Origin of the sequence: Pseudomonas sp. TWI923, from assembly GCF_039673365.1 — a bacterium.
In the GTDB taxonomy this organism is placed as follows: Bacteria; Pseudomonadota; Gammaproteobacteria; order Pseudomonadales; family Pseudomonadaceae; genus Aquipseudomonas; species Aquipseudomonas sichuanensis.
On the sequence record NZ_JBDJLM010000022.1, the window covers coordinates 21569 to 38196 of the forward strand.

Here is a 16628-nt window from a genome sequence, read left to right on the forward strand (position 1 = left end):
GGATGCTTGCCAACCCTCGAACATTCGTGTAGGGTGCGCCCTGTTAGTACCCAGCTGAAAGTCAATTCCGGCCACACAGTCCTCGCATACGCCCTCGACCACGAGCAGGCAATGCCCCATCAGGACCGGCCCATTCGATGATCCACTTGGCAGCCAACGCTGCTCAAGCACGAATCACGTCTCAGATTGATCAGGATCTTCCCCGGTGCCTCGAACCCTGGCCCCGGTGTGCTGCCTGCCTTTTGTCGTACCTACCAGTCAGCCCAGCGCCCACCTTTGCTTGCGCCACTCTGGCTGCCCTGTTCCAGTCAGGTTCTGCGTCTCCTTAATAAAGACGTCACTGGAACGTTTCTATTGTGCACGGATCAAACACCGTGTCTTACGCAGGAACATCCAACAATATGAGTAACCATCATCAAATTCAGGTTGCCGCTGGCACCCTCTCCAAAGCCTTCGCTCCACTGAAGTGCCTGATCGTAGCGCCCCGCAAGGGCAGCTTCAGCTTCACCCTGGTCGACGAGTATGGCGTCGCTTGCCACTCCGAGCGCCTGTACCCGGACCAGTACACCCGCGCCGAGCCCTTGCAGGCAGTGATCGAGCGCACCCGCCAGTCGCTGGTTGCATGAATGAATGGCGCGCGATTCATGCCATGAATCCATGCCCATGCAAGCTGCCTGACGGTTCTTGGCTTAATTGCCAGCGGGCATATGCCCCGCAACCTCAGGCAGCAATCGATTTAAAAACAGCCCTTTACACCATGCTTATCACACTACACTTCAACTCGAGCGGCCGTGGTCGCTTCCGACGGGCCTGACCACTCACCAGCTGCCAAGCTCCAGCGCCCGTCGGTCCTGATCTGTTCGAGGGCACCATGGGCATCGCTGCGAACGAGTTGAGTCGATACGTGATCCGGCCAACGCTGATCTACCTGAACCGCCACTGCGAAAGCGCCGAAGCATTGTTACTGGGCGTTGCCGCCAGCCAGTCGGCACTGGGCTCCGCCTTGCACGACCGGCGCGGTCACGGCCTTTACCGCATTGCCGAGCACCGCCACCGCTGCCTGTGGGACCAATTCCTCGCCCGTGACCCCGAGCTGGCCAGCCTGGTCCGTGGCCTGGCCAGCCAGCACGCCTTCCTCGGCGGGCCGCATCTGGAACTCACGGTAAACCTGCGTTACGCCACCGCCATTGCCTGGATGCTCATCGAGGAGCAGGCCACCCCGCTACCCGCCGCCGACGACCTGTTGGGGCTGGCGCGTATCTGGCGCCAGACCTTCAACCCCCAGGGCCGCTTGCGTGACTTCGCCAGGGCCTGGCAGCACTGCATCGAACCCGTTGCGACAGAACCGTTCTGAGAGTCGTTCTCGTATACACCCCGGAAAAAAGGAATTTTGGTCGGATTGTCCTACAAAACCGCTCTATCTCCCGCGATACAGCCTATAGCGTGGAGCGAGATTTGTTGGTAGCTTTCCGCCCCGGAGATCCCAAGGAGTTTCTAATAATGAAAAAAGCAATGCTCAAAACCTCCCTCGGTATTGCCGTTGCCCTCGCTTCCAGCCACTTGCTCGCCAGCGGTTTCGCGCTGAACGAACAAAGTGTCAGCGGCATGGGGACAGGTTTCGCGGGTCGTTCTTCTTCTGCCGAAGATGCCAGCACCGTGTACGGCAACCCGGCGGGCATGGCGCGCCTCAAGCGCGAACAAATCACCGTGGGTGGCGCAGCCATCTTTGCAAAATCCGACATTTCCGGCCGTGGCAGCAACCTCGGGGGGGAAACCGACGGTGACATGGTCCCGGTCGTCGGCGTGCCGATGGGTTACTACGTCAAGCCAATCGACGATAACTGGAGCGTCGGCTTCGGTGTATACGTACCGTTCGGCCTGGTTACCGACTATGGCAGCGGCGACGCCGCACGCTACTGGGGCAAGAAGAGCCACGTCGAAGTGGTGACCTTCCAGCCCACCATCAGCTATGCCTTCAACGACAAGGTGTCGATCGGCTTCGGTCCGACCATCAACCGCATCAAGGGCGAACTGGGCTCTAACACCGTCAACCCGTTCACCCCTGGCCGCAATGACGGCGAAGTGAAGATCAAGGGCGACGACACCGCCGTCGGCTACAACATCGGCATCATGGTCCAGGCCACCGACCGCACCCGCATCGGCCTGACCTACCACTCGATGGTCGACTACAAGCTTGAAGGCGATACCAAGGTCAACAACGCGCTCCTCGGCCCGTTCAGCGGCAGCAAGTTCGACGCCGAACTGAAGATCAAGACGCCGGAGTCGGCCGACTTCTCGATCACTCACGAGCTGGATGACCAGTGGACCCTGTACGCAGGCACCACCTTCACCCGCTGGAGCCGCCTGAAAGACATCACCGTCACCAACGAGCTGCCGGCACAGGTTGCCGCCAGCCCGGTCGGGCGCGGGCTGGGCACCATCACCGAGGAGCAGAACTGGCATGACACCTGGGCTGGCGCCATCGGTGCGGCCTACAAGGTGAACAAGGAGTGGACCCTGCGCACAGGCTTCTCCATGGACCAGTCGCCGACCAACAACCAGGACCGCTCGCCGCGCATTCCTACTGGCGATCGCAAGATCTTCAGCCTGGGCGCCGGCTACAGCCCGACCGACGACATGACCATCGACGTGGCCTACTCCTACCTGTGGGAGGAAGACACCAAGGTCAACCTGGCAAGCCCGACCAAGGGCACCTATCAGGCCAAGTACGAAAACAGTGCCCACGGTATCGGTGCATCCCTCACCTACCGCTTCTGAGTCACTGCCGCAGCATGAAGAAACCGCCCTCGTGGCGGTTTTTTCATGCCTGCACGTGCCAGCTGTCGCCCAGACAGTCCTGCAGATACGCCATGAAGGCACGCACCTTGGTGGTCATGGCATGGCGGTCCGCCAGGCACAGGTAGACATCCATCGGCTCGGTCTGGGCGTAGGCCTGGGCCCTGTCACTGAACTCGAACAACGGCACCAGCCGCCCGGCGTCCAGATGCGGTCGCGTGATGAACTCGGCCAGGCGGGTGATACCGCCATCGTTCAGTGCCATCTGGGTCAGGGCATCGATGTCGTCACTGATCAGTACCGGTCCGAACTGCGCCTCGAAACGCAGGCCATCGCGCATGAACCCCCAGGGCAGGAAGCGCCCGTCCACCGGGTAGCGGAACACCAGGCAGCGGTGCTCGCGCAGCGCCTCAGGCGTAGCCGGCCAGCCGTTGGCAGCCAGGTAACCGGGCGAGGCGCAGCAGATGAAGGGAATACGCGCGATATGCCGGGCCAGCAGATGATCTTCAAGCTGCGGGGTGATGCGCAGGCTGACGTCGACGTCCTCGCGGGCATGATTGACCTTGCGGTCAGTCATCACCAACTCTATCGAAAGCTGCGGATAGCGCGCGGCAAACGCCGGGATCAGCGGCGCCAGCACATGCCGACCAAAGGCCGAACTCGAGGCAATGCACAACCTGCCCTGCGGTTCGCTGTCAGGCGTGGCCACGGCTTGCTCGGCCAGGGCAAGGTCACGCTCGATATGGCTCACCCGCGCGTAGTACAGGCTGCCTGCCGGTGTAAGCGCCATACTGCGGGTGGTACGCGACAGCAGGCGGACCTGCAGGTGAGCCTCCAGGCGCGCCAGGTTCTGGCTGACTGCTGCCGGGCTAAGCCCCAGCACGCGGGCGCCCCCGGCAATGCTGCCGGCCTCGACCACCTTGATGAAACTGCGGATGGCGTTGAGCAGGTCCATGGCGTGCCCTTCGGATTCGTAAGAATCTCTTTATAAAGAACACACTGGGCAAGGTCTACAGGCGCCTGGGCAGTCATTGCTAACCTGCGCCCTCACCTTTCGCACAGGACTAGCCATGAACGAGCCCCTTACACTGCGCAACCGACGCAAGCTGCACCCAGCTGCGACACCCTATGTCTTTGCCTTTTTCATGTCGGGGATCATGGCCATGCTGATGTGCTTCGTGATCACCGCAGCCACCGCCGGGGTAGGTGACGATTACCTGAGCAAGGTGCTCAAGGCCTACCAGCTGGCGATGCCGGTGGCCTTTGTTTGTGTGCTGATGGTACGGCCACTGGTTGTGCGCCTGGTGGCGCTGACGGTGCACCCTTATTCAGGCCAGCTCACGGCTGCGACGCAATCGCCTTCTCGATCGCCGCAGTAAACGCCGGATCATCCGGCTTGGTCAGGCTGGAGAAATTGCCGATGACCTTGCCCTTGCGGTCCACCACGTACTTGTAGAAGTTCCACTTCGGTGCGCTGCTCTGATGCGCCAGCTCGACGAACAGCGGGATCGCATCCTTGCCGCGTACCGGCTGGGTCTTGGTCATGGTGAAGGTCACACCGTAGTTGGCGTAGCAGACCTTGGCTGTCTTCTCGCTGTCGGCGTCTTCCTGCTTGAAGTCGTTGGACGGCACGCCCAGCATCTCAAGCCCTTGGCCGTGGTAGGCCTTGTAGGTCGTTTCCAGCCCTTCGAACTGCGGGGCGAAGCCGCAATAGCTGGCGGTATTGATCACCACCAGCGGCTTGCCGGCAAAGCGCTGGCACAGGTCGATCTGCTCCTTGCCACGCAGTTCGGGCAGGCTGCCCTGCAGCAGCGCCGGGCAGTCAGCAGCCCAGCTAGAAGTCGCGGCGGCCAGGGCCAGCAAGGGTAAGGTCAGCCAGCGTGCATGCATCAAGAGGTGCTCCTGCAGGAAAATGCTTCTTGCAGGGTAGCGCCTAACACAGGCTCATGCCCAGTTGCATGAGCGCCAGCCCGCCCTTGTGCCAGCCCCACCACACCAAGGCCAGCAACAGCAGCCCGGCCAGGGCCAGCAGGCTGCGCGCCAGTTGCCGGTTCATGCCGCCTGCGCCTGCAACCGGGCCACCGGGCGCTCGCGCACCGGCCAGTTGAGTGCAGCGGCCAGCAGGCTGAGCAGGATCGAGATCTGCCAGACCAGGTCGTAGCTGCCGGTCTGGTCATACACCACACCGCCCAGCCAGCCCCCCAGGAACGCCCCCAGCTGATGGAACAGGAACACGATACCCCCGAGCATGGACAGGTTGCGCACACCGAACAGCGTGGCCACGGTGCCATTGGTCAGTGGCACCGTCGACAGCCACAGCAGGCCCATGGCGATGCCGAACAGGTAGGCGCTGACCTGGGTCACCGGCGCCCACAGGAACAGCACGATCACCACCGCCCGCAAAAGGTACAACGCGGTCAGCAGGCGCGGCTTGGACATGCGCCCGCCCAGCCAGCCGGCGGTGTAGGTACCGACGATGTTGAACAGCCCGACCAGCGCCAGCACCGTGGTACCGGTAATGGCCGGCAAGTGCTGGTCGACCAGGTAGGCCGGCAGGTGCACGCCGATGAAAACCACCTGGAAGCCGCAGACGAAGAAGCCCAGGGCAAGCAACCAGAAACCCGAATGCGAGCAGGCCTCGCGCAACGCCTGGCCAAGGCTCTGATCGGCGCCCTGGGCAGGCATCGGGTTGTCGCGCAAAAGGCCCACCAGCGGCACGATCAGCGCCACCATCAGGCCCAGCACCAGCAGCGCCGCCGACCAGCCCAGCCACTGGATCAGGCCGAGGGTGCCGGGCAGCATGGCGAACTGCCCGAACGAACCCGCCGCGCTGGCGATGCCCATGGCCATGCTGCGCTTTTCCGGCGGCACGGCACGGCCGACCACGCCGAGAATCACCGAGAACGACGTGCCAGACAGCCCGATACCGATCAACAGGCCGGCACTGAGCGACAGCGACCAGAGCGAGTCGGCCATGCCCATCAGCACCAGCCCCGTGGCGTACAGGATGCCGCCGATGATCACCACCTTCGCCGCGCCCAGCCGGTCGGCCAGCGCGCCGGAGAACGGCTGGGCCAGGCCCCAGATCAGGTTCTGCAGGGCGATGGCGAAGGCGAACACCTCGCGGCCCCAGCCGAAATCGGCGCTCATCGGCGCCAGGAACAGGCCGAAGCCATGCCGCACACCCAATGACAGCGCAAGGATCAGCGCCGCCCCCAGAAGCACCCAACCGCTGGTCCGCCATACGGAAGTCATTGTCGTTGTCTCCAGCACATCGCAAGGTTTATGCGGGTATATACCCGCTTATGATCGTAATGAATCAAGCCAGCCGCTCCAGCAGGCGCACCAGTTCGTCGCGCTGGCCTTCGCCCAGTTGTTCCACCAGTTGCTGCTGGGCCTGCTGCCAGGCCGGGTGCGCCGCTTCAAGCCGCGCCTTGCCCGCCTCGCTCAACAGCACCAGCCGATTGCGTTGGTCATCGCCGTCGGCCAGGCACACCAGCCCCTCAGCCTCCAGCACCCGCAGATTGCGGCCCAAGGTGCTGCGCTCAAGGCCCATGGCCTCGGCCAGGCTGGTGATGCTCGGCCGGTCGAGCCGCTGCACATGGCGCAGCAGGGAAAACTGGGCGACATTGATGCCGAAGCCGGCAAGGGCCTCGTCGTAGTGTCGGCTCACCCCACGGGCAGCACGACGCAGGTGGGTACAGATGCATTCACTGGTCAGCATGGTTACGTGTATATACCCGCAATATGGATGTTGCAAGAAGTTTCATTGCCGCCGTCACGGCTGCAGGCGCCGGCGGATCGGCTCGAATTCCCGTGTGGCCTTGCGTGGCAGCGGGTCCGGCGCTCCCTGTTCGATCGCCTGCCAATACCGCCAAGGCACCTTGGCCGCACCCAGTTCGTAGTCCATGCCGTCCCAGCTGTCTTCACGGAAGCTGTAGAACGCCCAATGCAACTGCTGGCGGTCGAGCACCGTCAGCACGTCCTCCAGATACTGCCGACACCCAGGCAGGCGGCGCATGCAGCCGAACTCCCCGACCACCAGCCGCGAGCGCGGCAGCCCGACCGACGCGGCCCAGTTCAATGGCTGCTGCAGGTACCGCGCGACCCGTTCGCCATCCCACTGCTGCACCTGCCCGGCGAACGGCACCGGCCCCGGGTAGGCCAACGGCTGCAGACGGGCCATGTTCGGCGCACTGGTGGCGGCATAAGGCTCATACATGTGCACGCTATACAGCACGCGGGGGTCGTCCGGTATCGACGGCCAGTAATCGAAAGCATCAGCGGCGGCGTACCAACCGGCATCGAGCATGACCGGCGTCTTTTCGTCGACGTCGCGTATGGCCGCCAGCAGTTGCCGGTAAAGAGCCGGCAGGTCGCGCGCAGTGCCCTGCTGGCCCAGATACCACTGCTTCATCTGCGCCGCAGTGGCGTGCTCGGCCAGGCCACCGTGTTTTTCCGGCGCGGGCTCGTTGATGAGGTTGTAGGCGGCGATGGCCGGGTGGTCCCTGAGCGCCAGTGCCAGGTCACGCCAGAACCGTGCGGACTGGTCCCAGAAGCGCTTGTCCTGCCACAGGCGGTCATCGAAATGCCCCTGGTTGTTCTGCGCCCAACGCATGCCCGGTAGCGACAAGGGCGTGATCACGACTTTGAGGCCCGCCGTATGGGCACGGTCAAGGACTTCCAACAACTGTTGCAGATCGGCCTGCGCCAACCCTTGATAGTCATCCGCCGTGCCCAGGAGGAAATCGCGTGCCGACGGCCGCCACTTGTCATAGGAAAGCCGCACCCAACTGGCCCCATAGCCCTTGAGCGCATTGAAGTAGGCCTGGTCGGGGGGCAGTCGATTGAAGCTATTGCCGCCGTGGCGCGGCAGGCTCCAGAAGTCGACCAGGTCGGCGGCGCCCGCGGGCAGGCCGCTCAGGGCCAGCAGGCAGGCGAGGATCCAGTGGCGCATGTGCGCTCCTTGCGAGGGTGGAGCTGCCGAGGATATGTCAGCCCATCAAAGGAAATTTCCGCGACAACCGCAGGAAAATTCACACGCTGACAACCCGCTCAGCGCATCACCGCCAGCGCCACCACCACCGTCAATTCGAGCAGTTCCAGCAGTGCGCCAGCGGTGTCGCCCGTGGTGCCCCCCAGCCGCCGGCACATCAATTGGCGCAGCCAGCCGAATACCAGCAGTGCAGCCAGCAAAGCCGCCATCACTGCCCAGCTGCCCGCCATGCCCAAGGCCCCGGCGCAGCCCAGCAGTATCCAGCCAGCGGCCCGGCGCGGCAGATGCTCGGCCAATGCTGTGCCCAGTCCACCCGGGCGCACATAGGGCGTGGTCAGGAACAGTCCGAGCATCGCCGCCCGCCCGACTATCGGCGCCACCACCAGCAGGCCGCCTGCGCCGTCCTCCACCAGTACCCACAAAGCGCAGAACTTGAGCAGCAGCACCAGCACCAGGGTGACCACGGCAATCGGCCCGCTACGCGGGTCCTTCATGATCTGCAAGGTGCGTTCGCGGTCGCCGAAGCCGCCCAGCCAGGCGTCGGCGCTGTCCGCCAGGCCGTCCAGGTGCAGGGCGCCGCTGAGCAGCACCCACAAGGCCAGCAACAGCGCAGCGTGCAAGGGCGCCGCCGTACCCTGGAGCAGATGGCTGGCCAGCCACAGCAGCAGGCCGAACAGCAGCCCGACCGCGGGATAAAACAGCACCGAGCGCCCCATCTGGGCAGGCGTCGGCATACCTGGCAGGCTCACCGGCAGGCTGCTGAGAAACTGCAGGGCAATCCAGAACGGCAGCATCTCAGCCAACCTCGCGCAAATGGCCATCAAGGCTGGCCTCAAGGCGCATCAACGCCCCATGGCCGACCTCGACTTGCAGCAGCTGCTCACGGGGCAAGCCACGCGCCCTTGCCAGCAACAGGCGCATGACCCCGCCGTGGGTGACCAGCAGCACGCGCTTGCCGGCATGCGCGCGGGCCAGGCGTTCGACCGCTGCCACCACTCGCTCGGCAAACGCCAGCACCGGCTCGCCGGCTGGCGGCGTGAAGGCGTAGGGGTCGTTCCAGAACAGCCCCAGGGCATCGGCTTCGGTCTGCATGATCTGCGCCGCGCTGCGGCCTTCCCAGTCGCCAAAGTGCAGCTCGCGCACATCCGCCTCGCGCTGCACCGGCAAGCCCAGGCGCGCGCCCAGCTCGTCGGCGAACAGCGCGCAGCGTTGCAGCGGTGAGCTGACCACGATGTCCCAGGGGCCTGCCTGTGCCACGGCCTGGCGCATCTGGGCCCAGCCGGTAGCGGTCAGAGCATCGTCCAGGCTGCCGCGCAGGCCGCCACCCAGTTCGGTCTCGCCGTGGCGCAGCAGGTCGAGGATCATGCCGGGCGGTCCGCCACCGCCGCTTCGGCGAAGGTTGCCATTTGCCCGTGCAGGGCACAGGCCAGGCGCAGCAGTGGCACAGCCAGCGCCGCACCGCTGCCTTCGCCCAGGCGCAGGCCCAGGGCCAGCAGTGGCTCGGCCTGCAACGCGGCCAGCAGCATCTTGTGGCCCGGCTCGGCGCCCTGGTGGGCGAACAGCAGCCAAGGGCGGCATTGCGGGTTGAGGCGTACCGCCACCAGGGCGGCGACGCTGCAGATGAAGCCATCGACCAGCACCGCCACGCCGTGCTGGGCACAAGCCAGGTAGGCGCCGGCCAGCGCGGCGATCTCGAAACCACCGACACAGGCCAGGGCCTGCAGCGGTTGGTCGGCGCGCAACCCGTGCAGTACCAGCGCCGCCTCGATCACTTCGGCCTTGTGCCGCACACCGGCACTGTCCAGGCCGGTGCCCGGCCCGCTCAGCTCACGCGCCGGGCAGCTCAGCAAGGTGCTGGCCAGGGCCGCTGCCGCCGTGGTGTTGCCAATGCCCATCTCGCCGCCGATGAACAGCTGGGCGCCGTCCTCGACCGCACGCAGGGCGCTGTCGCGACCGGCCTGCAGGGCGGCGGCCAGCTGGGTGTCGGTCATCGCCGGCTGGCGGGCGAAGTTGGCCGTGCCCGCGCCCAGGCGCAGGTGGTGCACGCCGGGCAGTTCGAGAGACGGATCGACGGTGCCGAGGTCGACCACCTCCAGACCTGCGTCCAGCTGGCGGGCCAGCACGCTGATTGCCGCGCCGCCGCCGACGAAGTTGCGCAGCATCTGCCCGGTCACGGCTTGCGGGTAGGCGGAGATGCCCTCCTCCACCACCCCGTGGTCGCCGGCGAAGATGCTGATCGCAACCTTGTCCACGCTGGGCCGCTCGCGCCCCTGCAAGGCGGCCAGGTGAATCGCCAGGCCTTCGAGCTGGCCGAGGGAACCGGCAGGCTTGGTCAGTTGCTGCTGACGGGCGCGGGCCTGGTCCATGGCGGCGGTGTCGAGGGATTGGCAGGCATCACGCCACCACATCTGGGTCATAGAGCGGGTCCTTTGAGCATGAGAGGGAGGCCGGCCACGGTCAGCACCACGCGCTGACAGCGTTCGGCCACGGCCTGGTGCAACAGCCCGGCGTGGTCGACGTAGCGGCGGGTCAGTTCGCCCATGGGCACCACGCCCAGGCCGGTTTCGTTGCTGACCAGGATGATCGTGCCCGGCAATTGCTCAAGACACGCCAGCAGCGCATCGCGCTCCTGCACCAGGCGTTGCTCGTCGTCGAGCATCAGCAGGTTGGTCAGCCACAGCGTCAGACAGTCCACCAGCAGGCAACGCCCTGCGCCGGCTTCGGCACGCAGCACCTTGGCCAGGGCCAAGGGTTCTTCGATCAGCCCCCAGTCGGCCGGGCGGCGTTCACGGTGCAGGCGTACCCGTTCGTTCATCTCGCCATCCAACGGCTCGCTGGTGGCGATGTAGGTCACCGGCAGGCCGCTGCTGCTGGCCAGTTGCTCAGCCAGGCGGCTCTTGCCCGAGCGGGCGCCGCCGAGGATCAGGTTACGCATGGGCAGTGATTCCACACAGCTGGCGCAGGTGCGCGGTGTCCAGGTGCTGCTCGACCAGGTCGGCCAGGCGTTCGATATCGCGCTCGCGCAGGGCCTCGTAGTCGATGGCCTGTACATCGGCAAGCCCGGCCCAACGCAGCAGTGCCGCGCACGACTGGCTGCCTTCGAACAGGCCGTGCAGATAGGTGGCGAGAATCTGCCCGTCGGCACTGATGGCCCCGTCGCAGCGGCCGTCTTGCAGTTGCACGGCAGGATGCTCGAGGGCCGGGCCACGGCTGACTCCGGCGTGAATTTCGTAGCCCGCTATCGGTGACTGCTCCAAGGCCAGCGTGCCGCTGACGTTGCGCAGTTGCTTCTCGGCCTCAAGCACCGTCTCGTAGTCCAGCAGGCCAAGCCCGGCACTGGAGCCGGCCGGGCCTTCCAGGCCGAGCGGATCGTGAACGTCGCGGCCCAGCATCTGCAACCCGCCGCAAATGCCGATCAGCTTGCCGCCGTAGCGCAAGTGCCGGGCGATGGCCGTGTCCCAGCCACGCGCGCGCAACTGCGCCAGGTCACCGCGCACGCTCTTGGAGCCGGGCAGGATGATCAGGTCGGCGGGCGGGATCGGCTGGCCTGGGCCGATGAATTGCAGGTCGACCTGCGGGTGCAGGCGCAGCGGGTCGAAATCGGTGTGGTTGCTGATGCGCGGCAGCACCGGGACTATCACCTTGAGCAGCCGTTCGCCCTTGACCGCCTGGCGCATGTCGATGCCGTCCTCGGCCTCCAGGTGCAGGTCGGTGACAAAGGGCAGCACGCCAAGCACCGGCTTGCCGGTGCGCTGCTCCAGCCAGTCCAGGCCCGGTTGCAGCAAGGCGATATCGCCACGGAAGCGGTTGATGACGAAGCCTTCGACCCGCGCCTGCTCGCTCGGCGAGAGCAGCTCCAGGGTACCGACCAGATGGGCGAACACCCCGCCACGGTTGATATCGGCCACCAGGATCACCGGGCAGTCGACCGCTTCGGCAAAGCCCATGTTGGCGATGTCGCCGGCGCGCAGGTTGATCTCGGCAGGGGAGCCTGCGCCTTCGACCATCACCACTTGATAGGCCTGCTCAAGCCGCTCGTGGGAAGCCAGCACCGCCTGCATGGCGATGGCTTTGTAGCCGTGATAGGCCACGGCGTTCATGCTGGTGACCGCGCGCCCATGGATGATCACCTGGGCACCGGTGTCGCTGTTGGGCTTGAGCAGCACCGGGTTCATGTCGGTGTGCGGCGCCAGCCGGCAGGCTTGGGCCTGCACCGCCTGGGCGCGGCCGATTTCGCCACCGTCGGCGGTCACAGCGCTGTTGAGCGCCATGTTCTGCGGTTTGAACGGCACCACTGCTACGCCTTGGCGCAGCAGCCAGCGGCACAGGGCGGTAACCAGCGTGCTTTTGCCGGCATCGGAAGTGGTGCCTTGCACCATCAGGGTGGTCATGCCGATTCCTTTTGATAATCCAGCAGCGCCTCGCGCAGGCGCTGCTCCTGCGCCGCATTGGCCGGCAGGCCGAAGCGCAGCGCCGCCGGTTGCTCGAACAGGCGCACGAGGATGCCGCGCCGGGCGAGGTATTCATATAGTTGCGCCGCACGCTCGGTGGCCACGTACTGGAACAGGTCGCAGCCCCCGGTCGGCGCCAGGCCGGCTTCGCCCAGCAACGCCACCAGCCGCGCGCGGGCCTTGGCGCAGCGGTCGATCTGCATCAGGTGGGCCAGTTCATCGGCCAGGCACACCTTGCCCAGCACTCGGGTCGGGCCGCTCACCGTCCAGGGCCCCAGCAGCTCGGCCAGCGCCTGCAGCAGTGCCGGCTGCGCCATCACGAAGCCTAGCCGCACCCCCGCCAGGCCGAAGAACTTGCCGAACGAGCGCAACACGATCAGCCCAGGCCGATCCACATGGCCGCACAGGCTAAGCCCCGGGGTGTTGTCGATGAACGCTTCGTCGACCACCAGCCAACCGCCGCGCTCTGCCAGCCGGGCATGCCAGGCCAACAGGCGCTCACGGGGGATCAGCCGGCCGGTGGGGTTGTTGGGGTTGACCAGCACCAGCACGTCGAGGCTGTCGATTGCCTCATCGACCTGCTCGTCAGCCAGCTCGACCAGCGTATGCCCCGCACGCTGCCAAGCGTGTGGATGCTCGGCGTAACAGGGTGTCAGCACCCCGACCCGCCCAGGCGCGCGCAGCTGCGGCAGGGCCTGGATCGCCGCCTGGGAACCGGCCACTGCCAGCAACAGATTGGCGTGATAGTAGGTGCGCGCCGCCTGCTCCAGGCCGTCCTCGGTTTCCGGCAGTCGCGCCCAGGCCTCCTGGGGAATCGACGGCACGGCATAGGGCCAGGGCGCGATGCCGCTGGACAGGTCGAGCCAACGCTCGCGGGCAATTGCGTACTGCGCCACCGCCCGCAGCAGGCGGCCACCGTGTTCAAGCATTCAGGTAACTCCCCAGGCAGATCACCAGCAACCATAGCCATACCCCGCGCTGCACCAGGCTCCAGCCGCGCTCGATGGCGTCGGCGTCGGCCATCGGCCCCTCGCCCAGGCGCGGCCGCTCGTGCAGCTCACCGTGGTACACCGCAGGCCCTCCCAACTCCACAGCCAGCGCACCAGCACCGGCGGCCATCACCGGGCCGGCGTTGGGGCTGTCCCACAGCGGCCCCTGCTGGCGCCAACAGCGCAGCGCCAGGCGGGTCTTGCCGAGCACAGCGTAGGTCAGCGCCACCAGGCGCGCGGGAATGTAGTTGAGCACGTCGTCGATGCGCGCCGCGCACCAGCCGAAGCGTTCGAAACGTTCGTTGCGATAACCCCACATGGCATCGAGGGTATTGCTCAGGCGATACAGCACCACCCCCGGCGCACCGGCCACGGCGAACCAGAACAGCGCGGCGAACACTGCATCGCTGCCGTTCTCCAGCACCGATTCGGTGGCTGCCCGGGCTACCGCGGGCTCGTCCAGCTCGCGGGTTTCGCGGCTGACCAGGTAACCGACGCGGCGCCGCGCTTCGTCCAGGTCACCCTGACGCAGGGCCTGGGCCACCGGCAGCACATGCTCGCCGAGGCTGCGCAGGCCCAGCGCGCAGTAAAGCGCCAGCACATCGACCAGCCAGCCAACGTACGGCAGCCAGGACAGGATCAGCGCCAGCAGGGTCAGTGGCACCACGGCGAGGAACCAGGCGCTGACACCATGGCTGCGCCAGCCACGGCCACCGGCGTTCAGGCGCCGCTCCAGGTTCGCCGCCAGGTTGCCGAAGCCCACCAACGGGTGCCGGCGTTGCGGCTCGCCGAGCAAGGCGTCCAGGGCCACGCCCGCGACAGTCAGCAAGGCCACGCTCATGGCCGGTCTCCCCAATGGTTCTCGTACAGCATTTCGCTCAGGGGCCGTTGCTCGGCCCAGTTTTCCAGCACCAGCATCGGCGCCGGGTAGAACTCGATCACCGGCCCCAGGCACAGCACCGCCACCGGCTTGGCCCCGGCGGGCATGCCCAGCAGCTCGGCCAACGCCTGTGGCTCGAACAGCGACACCCAGCCCATGCCCAGGCCCTCGGCACGCGCCGCCAACCAGAGGTTCTGGATGGCACAGGCCAGCGAGGCCAGGTCCATTTCCGGCAGGGTGCGACGGCCGAAGATGTGCGGCTCGCGGTTGTCCATCAACGCCGCCACCCACAGTTCGGCGCAGTCGTTGATGCCCTCGACCTTGAGCTTCATGAATTCATCGGAGCGCTCGTTCAAGGCGTCGGCGGTGCGTACCCGCTCGTCCTCGACCAGCGCCTGGATACGCGTGCGCAGCTCGGTGCGGGTAATGCGGATGAAACGCCACGGCTGCATCAGGCCGACGCTCGGCGCCTGGTGCGCGGCGGCAAGCAGGCGTGCCAGCAGCTCCGGCGCCACCTCGCCACCGGCGAAATGGCGCATGTCGCGGCGCTCACCGATGGCCCGGTAGACGGCCGCGCGCTCGGCGTCGCTGTAGGCGTGGTCGCTCATGGTCGCAGCAGCGCCGCCGCCGCGTCGGGGTTGGAGGGGAAGTAGAAATGCACGTAGGAGGCGGTCAGCCGGCCCAGGCGGTACACCGCTTCGTTGCCACGGCCGCCGTTGGGGCTCAGGCCGCGGGCGATCGGTTCCAGCGCGGTGCTGGTCAGCGAGTGGTGGTAGGTGTGCCCGCGCAGGGTGCCTTCCGGCAGTTCGACCGCCTGCAAGGCCAGGGCGGCCAGGCGCTTCTGCATGGTCGCCTCGCCCGGCAGCAGGCCGAGCAGCGCGGCACGTTCGCCGGCCACGTCGGTCAGGGCATCGAGCAGGTAGAGCATGCCGCCGCATTCGGCCAGCAAGGGCTTGCCCTGGGCATGGTGGGCGCGGATCGCCTCCAGCATCGGCGCGTTGGCGGCCAGTGCGTGGTGGTGCAGCTCCGGGTAGCCACCGGGCAGGTACAGGCTATCCACCGCAGGCAATTCGCGGTCATGCAGCGGCGAGAAGAATTCGAGGTGCGCGCCGAGGTTGCGCAGCAGCTCCAGGTTGGCGCCGTAGGTGAAGGCGAAGGCTTCGTCACGGGCCACGCCGATGCGCACACCCTTGAGCGAAGTCGCAAGCGCTGCAGGCGCTGGCGCAGCAAAGCTCACCGCTGGCGGCAGTGCCGCATCGCAACTGGCGGCGAGTGCTTCGGCGGCGGCGTCCAGGCGCGCATCCAGGTCATTCAGCTCGCTGGCCTGGACCAGCCCGAGGTGGCGGCTGGGCAGCTCGATGCCGCGCTCGCGGGACAGCCCGCCGTACCAGCGCAGGCCTTCGGTCAGGCTGCCTTCGAGCAGTTGCGCGTGGCGCAAGGTGCCGACGCGGTTGGCCAGCACACCGGCAAACGGCAGGTCCGGCTGGTAGCGCGCCAGGCCCAGGGCCAGGGCGCCGAAGGTCTGGGCCATGGCCGTGCCGTCGATCACGGCCAGCACCGGCACGCCGAAGTGGCGCGCAAGGTCGGCACTCGACGGGGTGCCGTCGAACAGCCCCATCACCCCTTCGATCAGGATCAGGTCGGCATCGCGGGCCGCTTCCCACAGCAGACGACGGCTCTCATCGGCACCGATCATCCACAGGTCCAGCTGGTACACCGGCGCGCCGCTGGCACGCTCGAGGATCATCGGGTCGAGGAAGTCCGGGCCGCACTTGAACACCCGCACCTTGCGCCCGAGATTGCGGTGCAGGCGCGCAAGGGCGGCGGTGACGGTGGTCTTGCCCTGGCCGGAGGCTGGGGCTGCGATCAGCACCGCCGGGCACTGACGTGCTTCACTCACAGTTCAACGCCCTTCTGTGCGCGGATACCGGCCTGGAACGCATGTTTGAGCATGCCCATCTCGGTGACGGTATCGGCCAGTTCGACCATCTCGGGCTTGGCCGCACGGCCGGTGACGATCACGTGCTGCATCGGCGGGCGGGCCTGGATATCGCTGAGCACCTGGTCGAGGTCGAGGTAGCCGTGCTTGAGGGCGATGTTCAGCTCATCGAGCACGACGAACTGGATCGCTGGGTCCTGCAGCAACTGGCGCGACACGGCCCAGGCGGCCTCGGCAGCGGCGATGTCGCGCTGGCGGTCCTGGGTTTCCCAGGTGAAGCCCTCGCCCATCACGTGGTAGCTCACCTGCTCGGGAAAGCGCCGGAAGAACAGTTCCTCGCCGGTGCTGTTGCGGCCCTTGATGAACTGCACCACGCCGCACTGCATGCCGTGCCCCATGGCCCGGGCGAGCATGCCGAAGGCCGAGCTGCTCTTGCCCTTGCCGTTGCCGGTGAGTACCAGCAGCAAGCCGCATTCGTTCGGGGAGTTGGCGATGCGCTCGTCGATGAGCGCCTTCTTGCGCTGCATGCGCGCCAGGTGGCGTTCGTCGCGTTCGGGGGATTCGCTCATCAGGGTTC

General features: G+C 66.4%; 20 protein-coding genes. 4 read left to right on the top strand and 16 right to left on the bottom strand.

Going from position 1 to position 16628, the window contains the following annotated elements:
• Positions 1-401 precede the first annotated feature (401 nt).
• From ABE459_RS11515 to ABE459_RS11525, 3 genes are all read left to right on the top strand, one after another.
• Positions 402-626, top strand: a complete 225-nt coding sequence (locus ABE459_RS11515; RefSeq protein ID WP_125463009.1) for a hypothetical protein — start codon at positions 402-404, stop codon at positions 624-626.
• 245 nt (positions 627-871) lie between these two features.
• A complete protein-coding gene (locus ABE459_RS11520; protein ID WP_125463008.1) occupies positions 872-1354 on the top strand; it encodes a hypothetical protein in 483 nt (160 codons plus the stop codon).
• 146 nt (positions 1355-1500) lie between these two features.
• Positions 1501-2778 (top strand): outer membrane protein transport protein, encoded by a 1278-nt coding sequence (locus ABE459_RS11525; protein WP_125463007.1) that lies wholly within the window; start codon positions 1501-1503, stop codon positions 2776-2778.
• Positions 2779-2821: 43 nt separating this feature from the next.
• On the opposite strand, the gene ABE459_RS11530 is transcribed toward ABE459_RS11525, so the two are convergent.
• Entirely contained in the window at positions 2822-3751 is a 930-nt protein-coding gene (locus ABE459_RS11530; protein ID WP_258705883.1) for a LysR family transcriptional regulator, read from the bottom strand.
• 115 nt (positions 3752-3866) lie between these two features.
• On the opposite strand from ABE459_RS11530, the gene ABE459_RS11535 reads away from it, so the two are divergent.
• On the top strand, positions 3867-4175 hold the full coding sequence (locus ABE459_RS11535; RefSeq protein ID WP_125463005.1) for a DUF2798 domain-containing protein: 309 nt from the start codon (positions 3867-3869) through the stop codon (positions 4173-4175).
• On the opposite strand, the gene ABE459_RS11540 is transcribed toward ABE459_RS11535, so the two are convergent.
• The 15 genes from ABE459_RS11540 to cobO all read right to left on the bottom strand — a co-directional run bounded on the left by ABE459_RS11540 (position 4135) and on the right by cobO (position 16620).
• Positions 4135-4686, bottom strand: coding sequence for a glutathione peroxidase (locus ABE459_RS11540; RefSeq protein ID WP_125463004.1), 552 nt, complete (start codon positions 4684-4686; stop codon positions 4135-4137). The genes ABE459_RS11535 and ABE459_RS11540 overlap by 41 nt on opposite strands.
• Positions 4687-4729: 43 nt before the next feature.
• Positions 4730-4852 (bottom strand): hypothetical protein, encoded by a 123-nt coding sequence (locus ABE459_RS11545; protein WP_258645338.1) that lies wholly within the window; start codon positions 4850-4852, stop codon positions 4730-4732.
• Entirely contained in the window at positions 4849-6051 is a 1203-nt protein-coding gene (locus ABE459_RS11550; RefSeq protein ID WP_258705881.1) for an MFS transporter, read from the bottom strand. The genes ABE459_RS11545 and ABE459_RS11550 overlap by 4 nt, the downstream gene beginning before the upstream one ends.
• A 64-nt stretch (positions 6052-6115) precedes the next feature.
• Complete coding sequence (locus ABE459_RS11555) at positions 6116-6520, bottom strand: MarR family winged helix-turn-helix transcriptional regulator (protein ID WP_125463002.1); 405 nt, start codon at positions 6518-6520, stop codon at positions 6116-6118.
• A 54-nt stretch (positions 6521-6574) separates the two neighbouring features.
• The gene (locus ABE459_RS11560; RefSeq protein WP_323831567.1) at positions 6575-7753 is read right to left on the bottom strand and encodes a cellulase family glycosylhydrolase; all 1179 of its coding nucleotides are present in this window, start codon (positions 7751-7753) and stop codon (positions 6575-6577) included.
• A gap of 98 nt (positions 7754-7851) precedes the next feature.
• Positions 7852-8586 (bottom strand): adenosylcobinamide-GDP ribazoletransferase, encoded by a 735-nt coding sequence (locus tag ABE459_RS11565; RefSeq protein WP_258645332.1) that lies wholly within the window; start codon positions 8584-8586, stop codon positions 7852-7854.
• Between the two features lies 1 nt (position 8587).
• Positions 8588-9157, bottom strand: a complete 570-nt coding sequence (cobC, locus tag ABE459_RS11570) for an alpha-ribazole phosphatase family protein (RefSeq protein WP_125462999.1) — start codon at positions 9155-9157, stop codon at positions 8588-8590.
• On the bottom strand, positions 9154-10209 hold the full coding sequence (gene cobT / locus ABE459_RS11575) for a nicotinate-nucleotide--dimethylbenzimidazole phosphoribosyltransferase (protein ID WP_125462998.1): 1056 nt from the start codon (positions 10207-10209) through the stop codon (positions 9154-9156). The genes cobC and cobT overlap by 4 nt, the downstream gene beginning before the upstream one ends.
• Positions 10206-10727: a bifunctional adenosylcobinamide kinase/adenosylcobinamide-phosphate guanylyltransferase gene (cobU, locus tag ABE459_RS11580; protein ID WP_125462997.1), complete on the bottom strand. Its 522-nt coding sequence runs from the start codon at positions 10725-10727 to the stop codon at positions 10206-10208. The genes cobT and cobU overlap by 4 nt, the downstream gene beginning before the upstream one ends.
• A complete protein-coding gene (locus tag ABE459_RS11585; RefSeq protein WP_323831569.1) occupies positions 10720-12183 on the bottom strand; it encodes a cobyric acid synthase in 1464 nt (487 codons plus the stop codon). The genes cobU and ABE459_RS11585 overlap by 8 nt, the downstream gene beginning before the upstream one ends.
• Positions 12180-13172, bottom strand: coding sequence for a threonine-phosphate decarboxylase CobD (gene cobD / locus ABE459_RS11590; protein WP_125462995.1), 993 nt, complete (start codon positions 13170-13172; stop codon positions 12180-12182). Before cobD ends, ABE459_RS11585 begins: the two co-directional genes overlap by 4 nt.
• Positions 13165-14073: an adenosylcobinamide-phosphate synthase CbiB gene (cbiB, locus tag ABE459_RS11595; protein WP_258705876.1), complete on the bottom strand. Its 909-nt coding sequence runs from the start codon at positions 14071-14073 to the stop codon at positions 13165-13167. The genes cobD and cbiB overlap by 8 nt, the downstream gene beginning before the upstream one ends.
• Positions 14070-14720 carry a 5,6-dimethylbenzimidazole synthase gene (bluB, locus tag ABE459_RS11600; protein WP_125462993.1) on the bottom strand — a complete coding sequence of 217 codons (651 nt, stop codon included), beginning with the start codon at positions 14718-14720 and terminating at the stop codon, positions 14070-14072. The genes cbiB and bluB overlap by 4 nt, the downstream gene beginning before the upstream one ends.
• A complete protein-coding gene (locus tag ABE459_RS11605) occupies positions 14717-16012 on the bottom strand; it encodes a cobyrinate a,c-diamide synthase (RefSeq protein ID WP_258645317.1) in 1296 nt (431 codons plus the stop codon). Before ABE459_RS11605 ends, bluB begins: the two co-directional genes overlap by 4 nt.
• Positions 16009-16620, bottom strand: coding sequence for a cob(I)yrinic acid a,c-diamide adenosyltransferase (gene cobO / locus ABE459_RS11610; RefSeq protein ID WP_125857728.1), 612 nt, complete (start codon positions 16618-16620; stop codon positions 16009-16011). Before cobO ends, ABE459_RS11605 begins: the two co-directional genes overlap by 4 nt.
• Positions 16621-16628 lie beyond the last annotated feature (8 nt).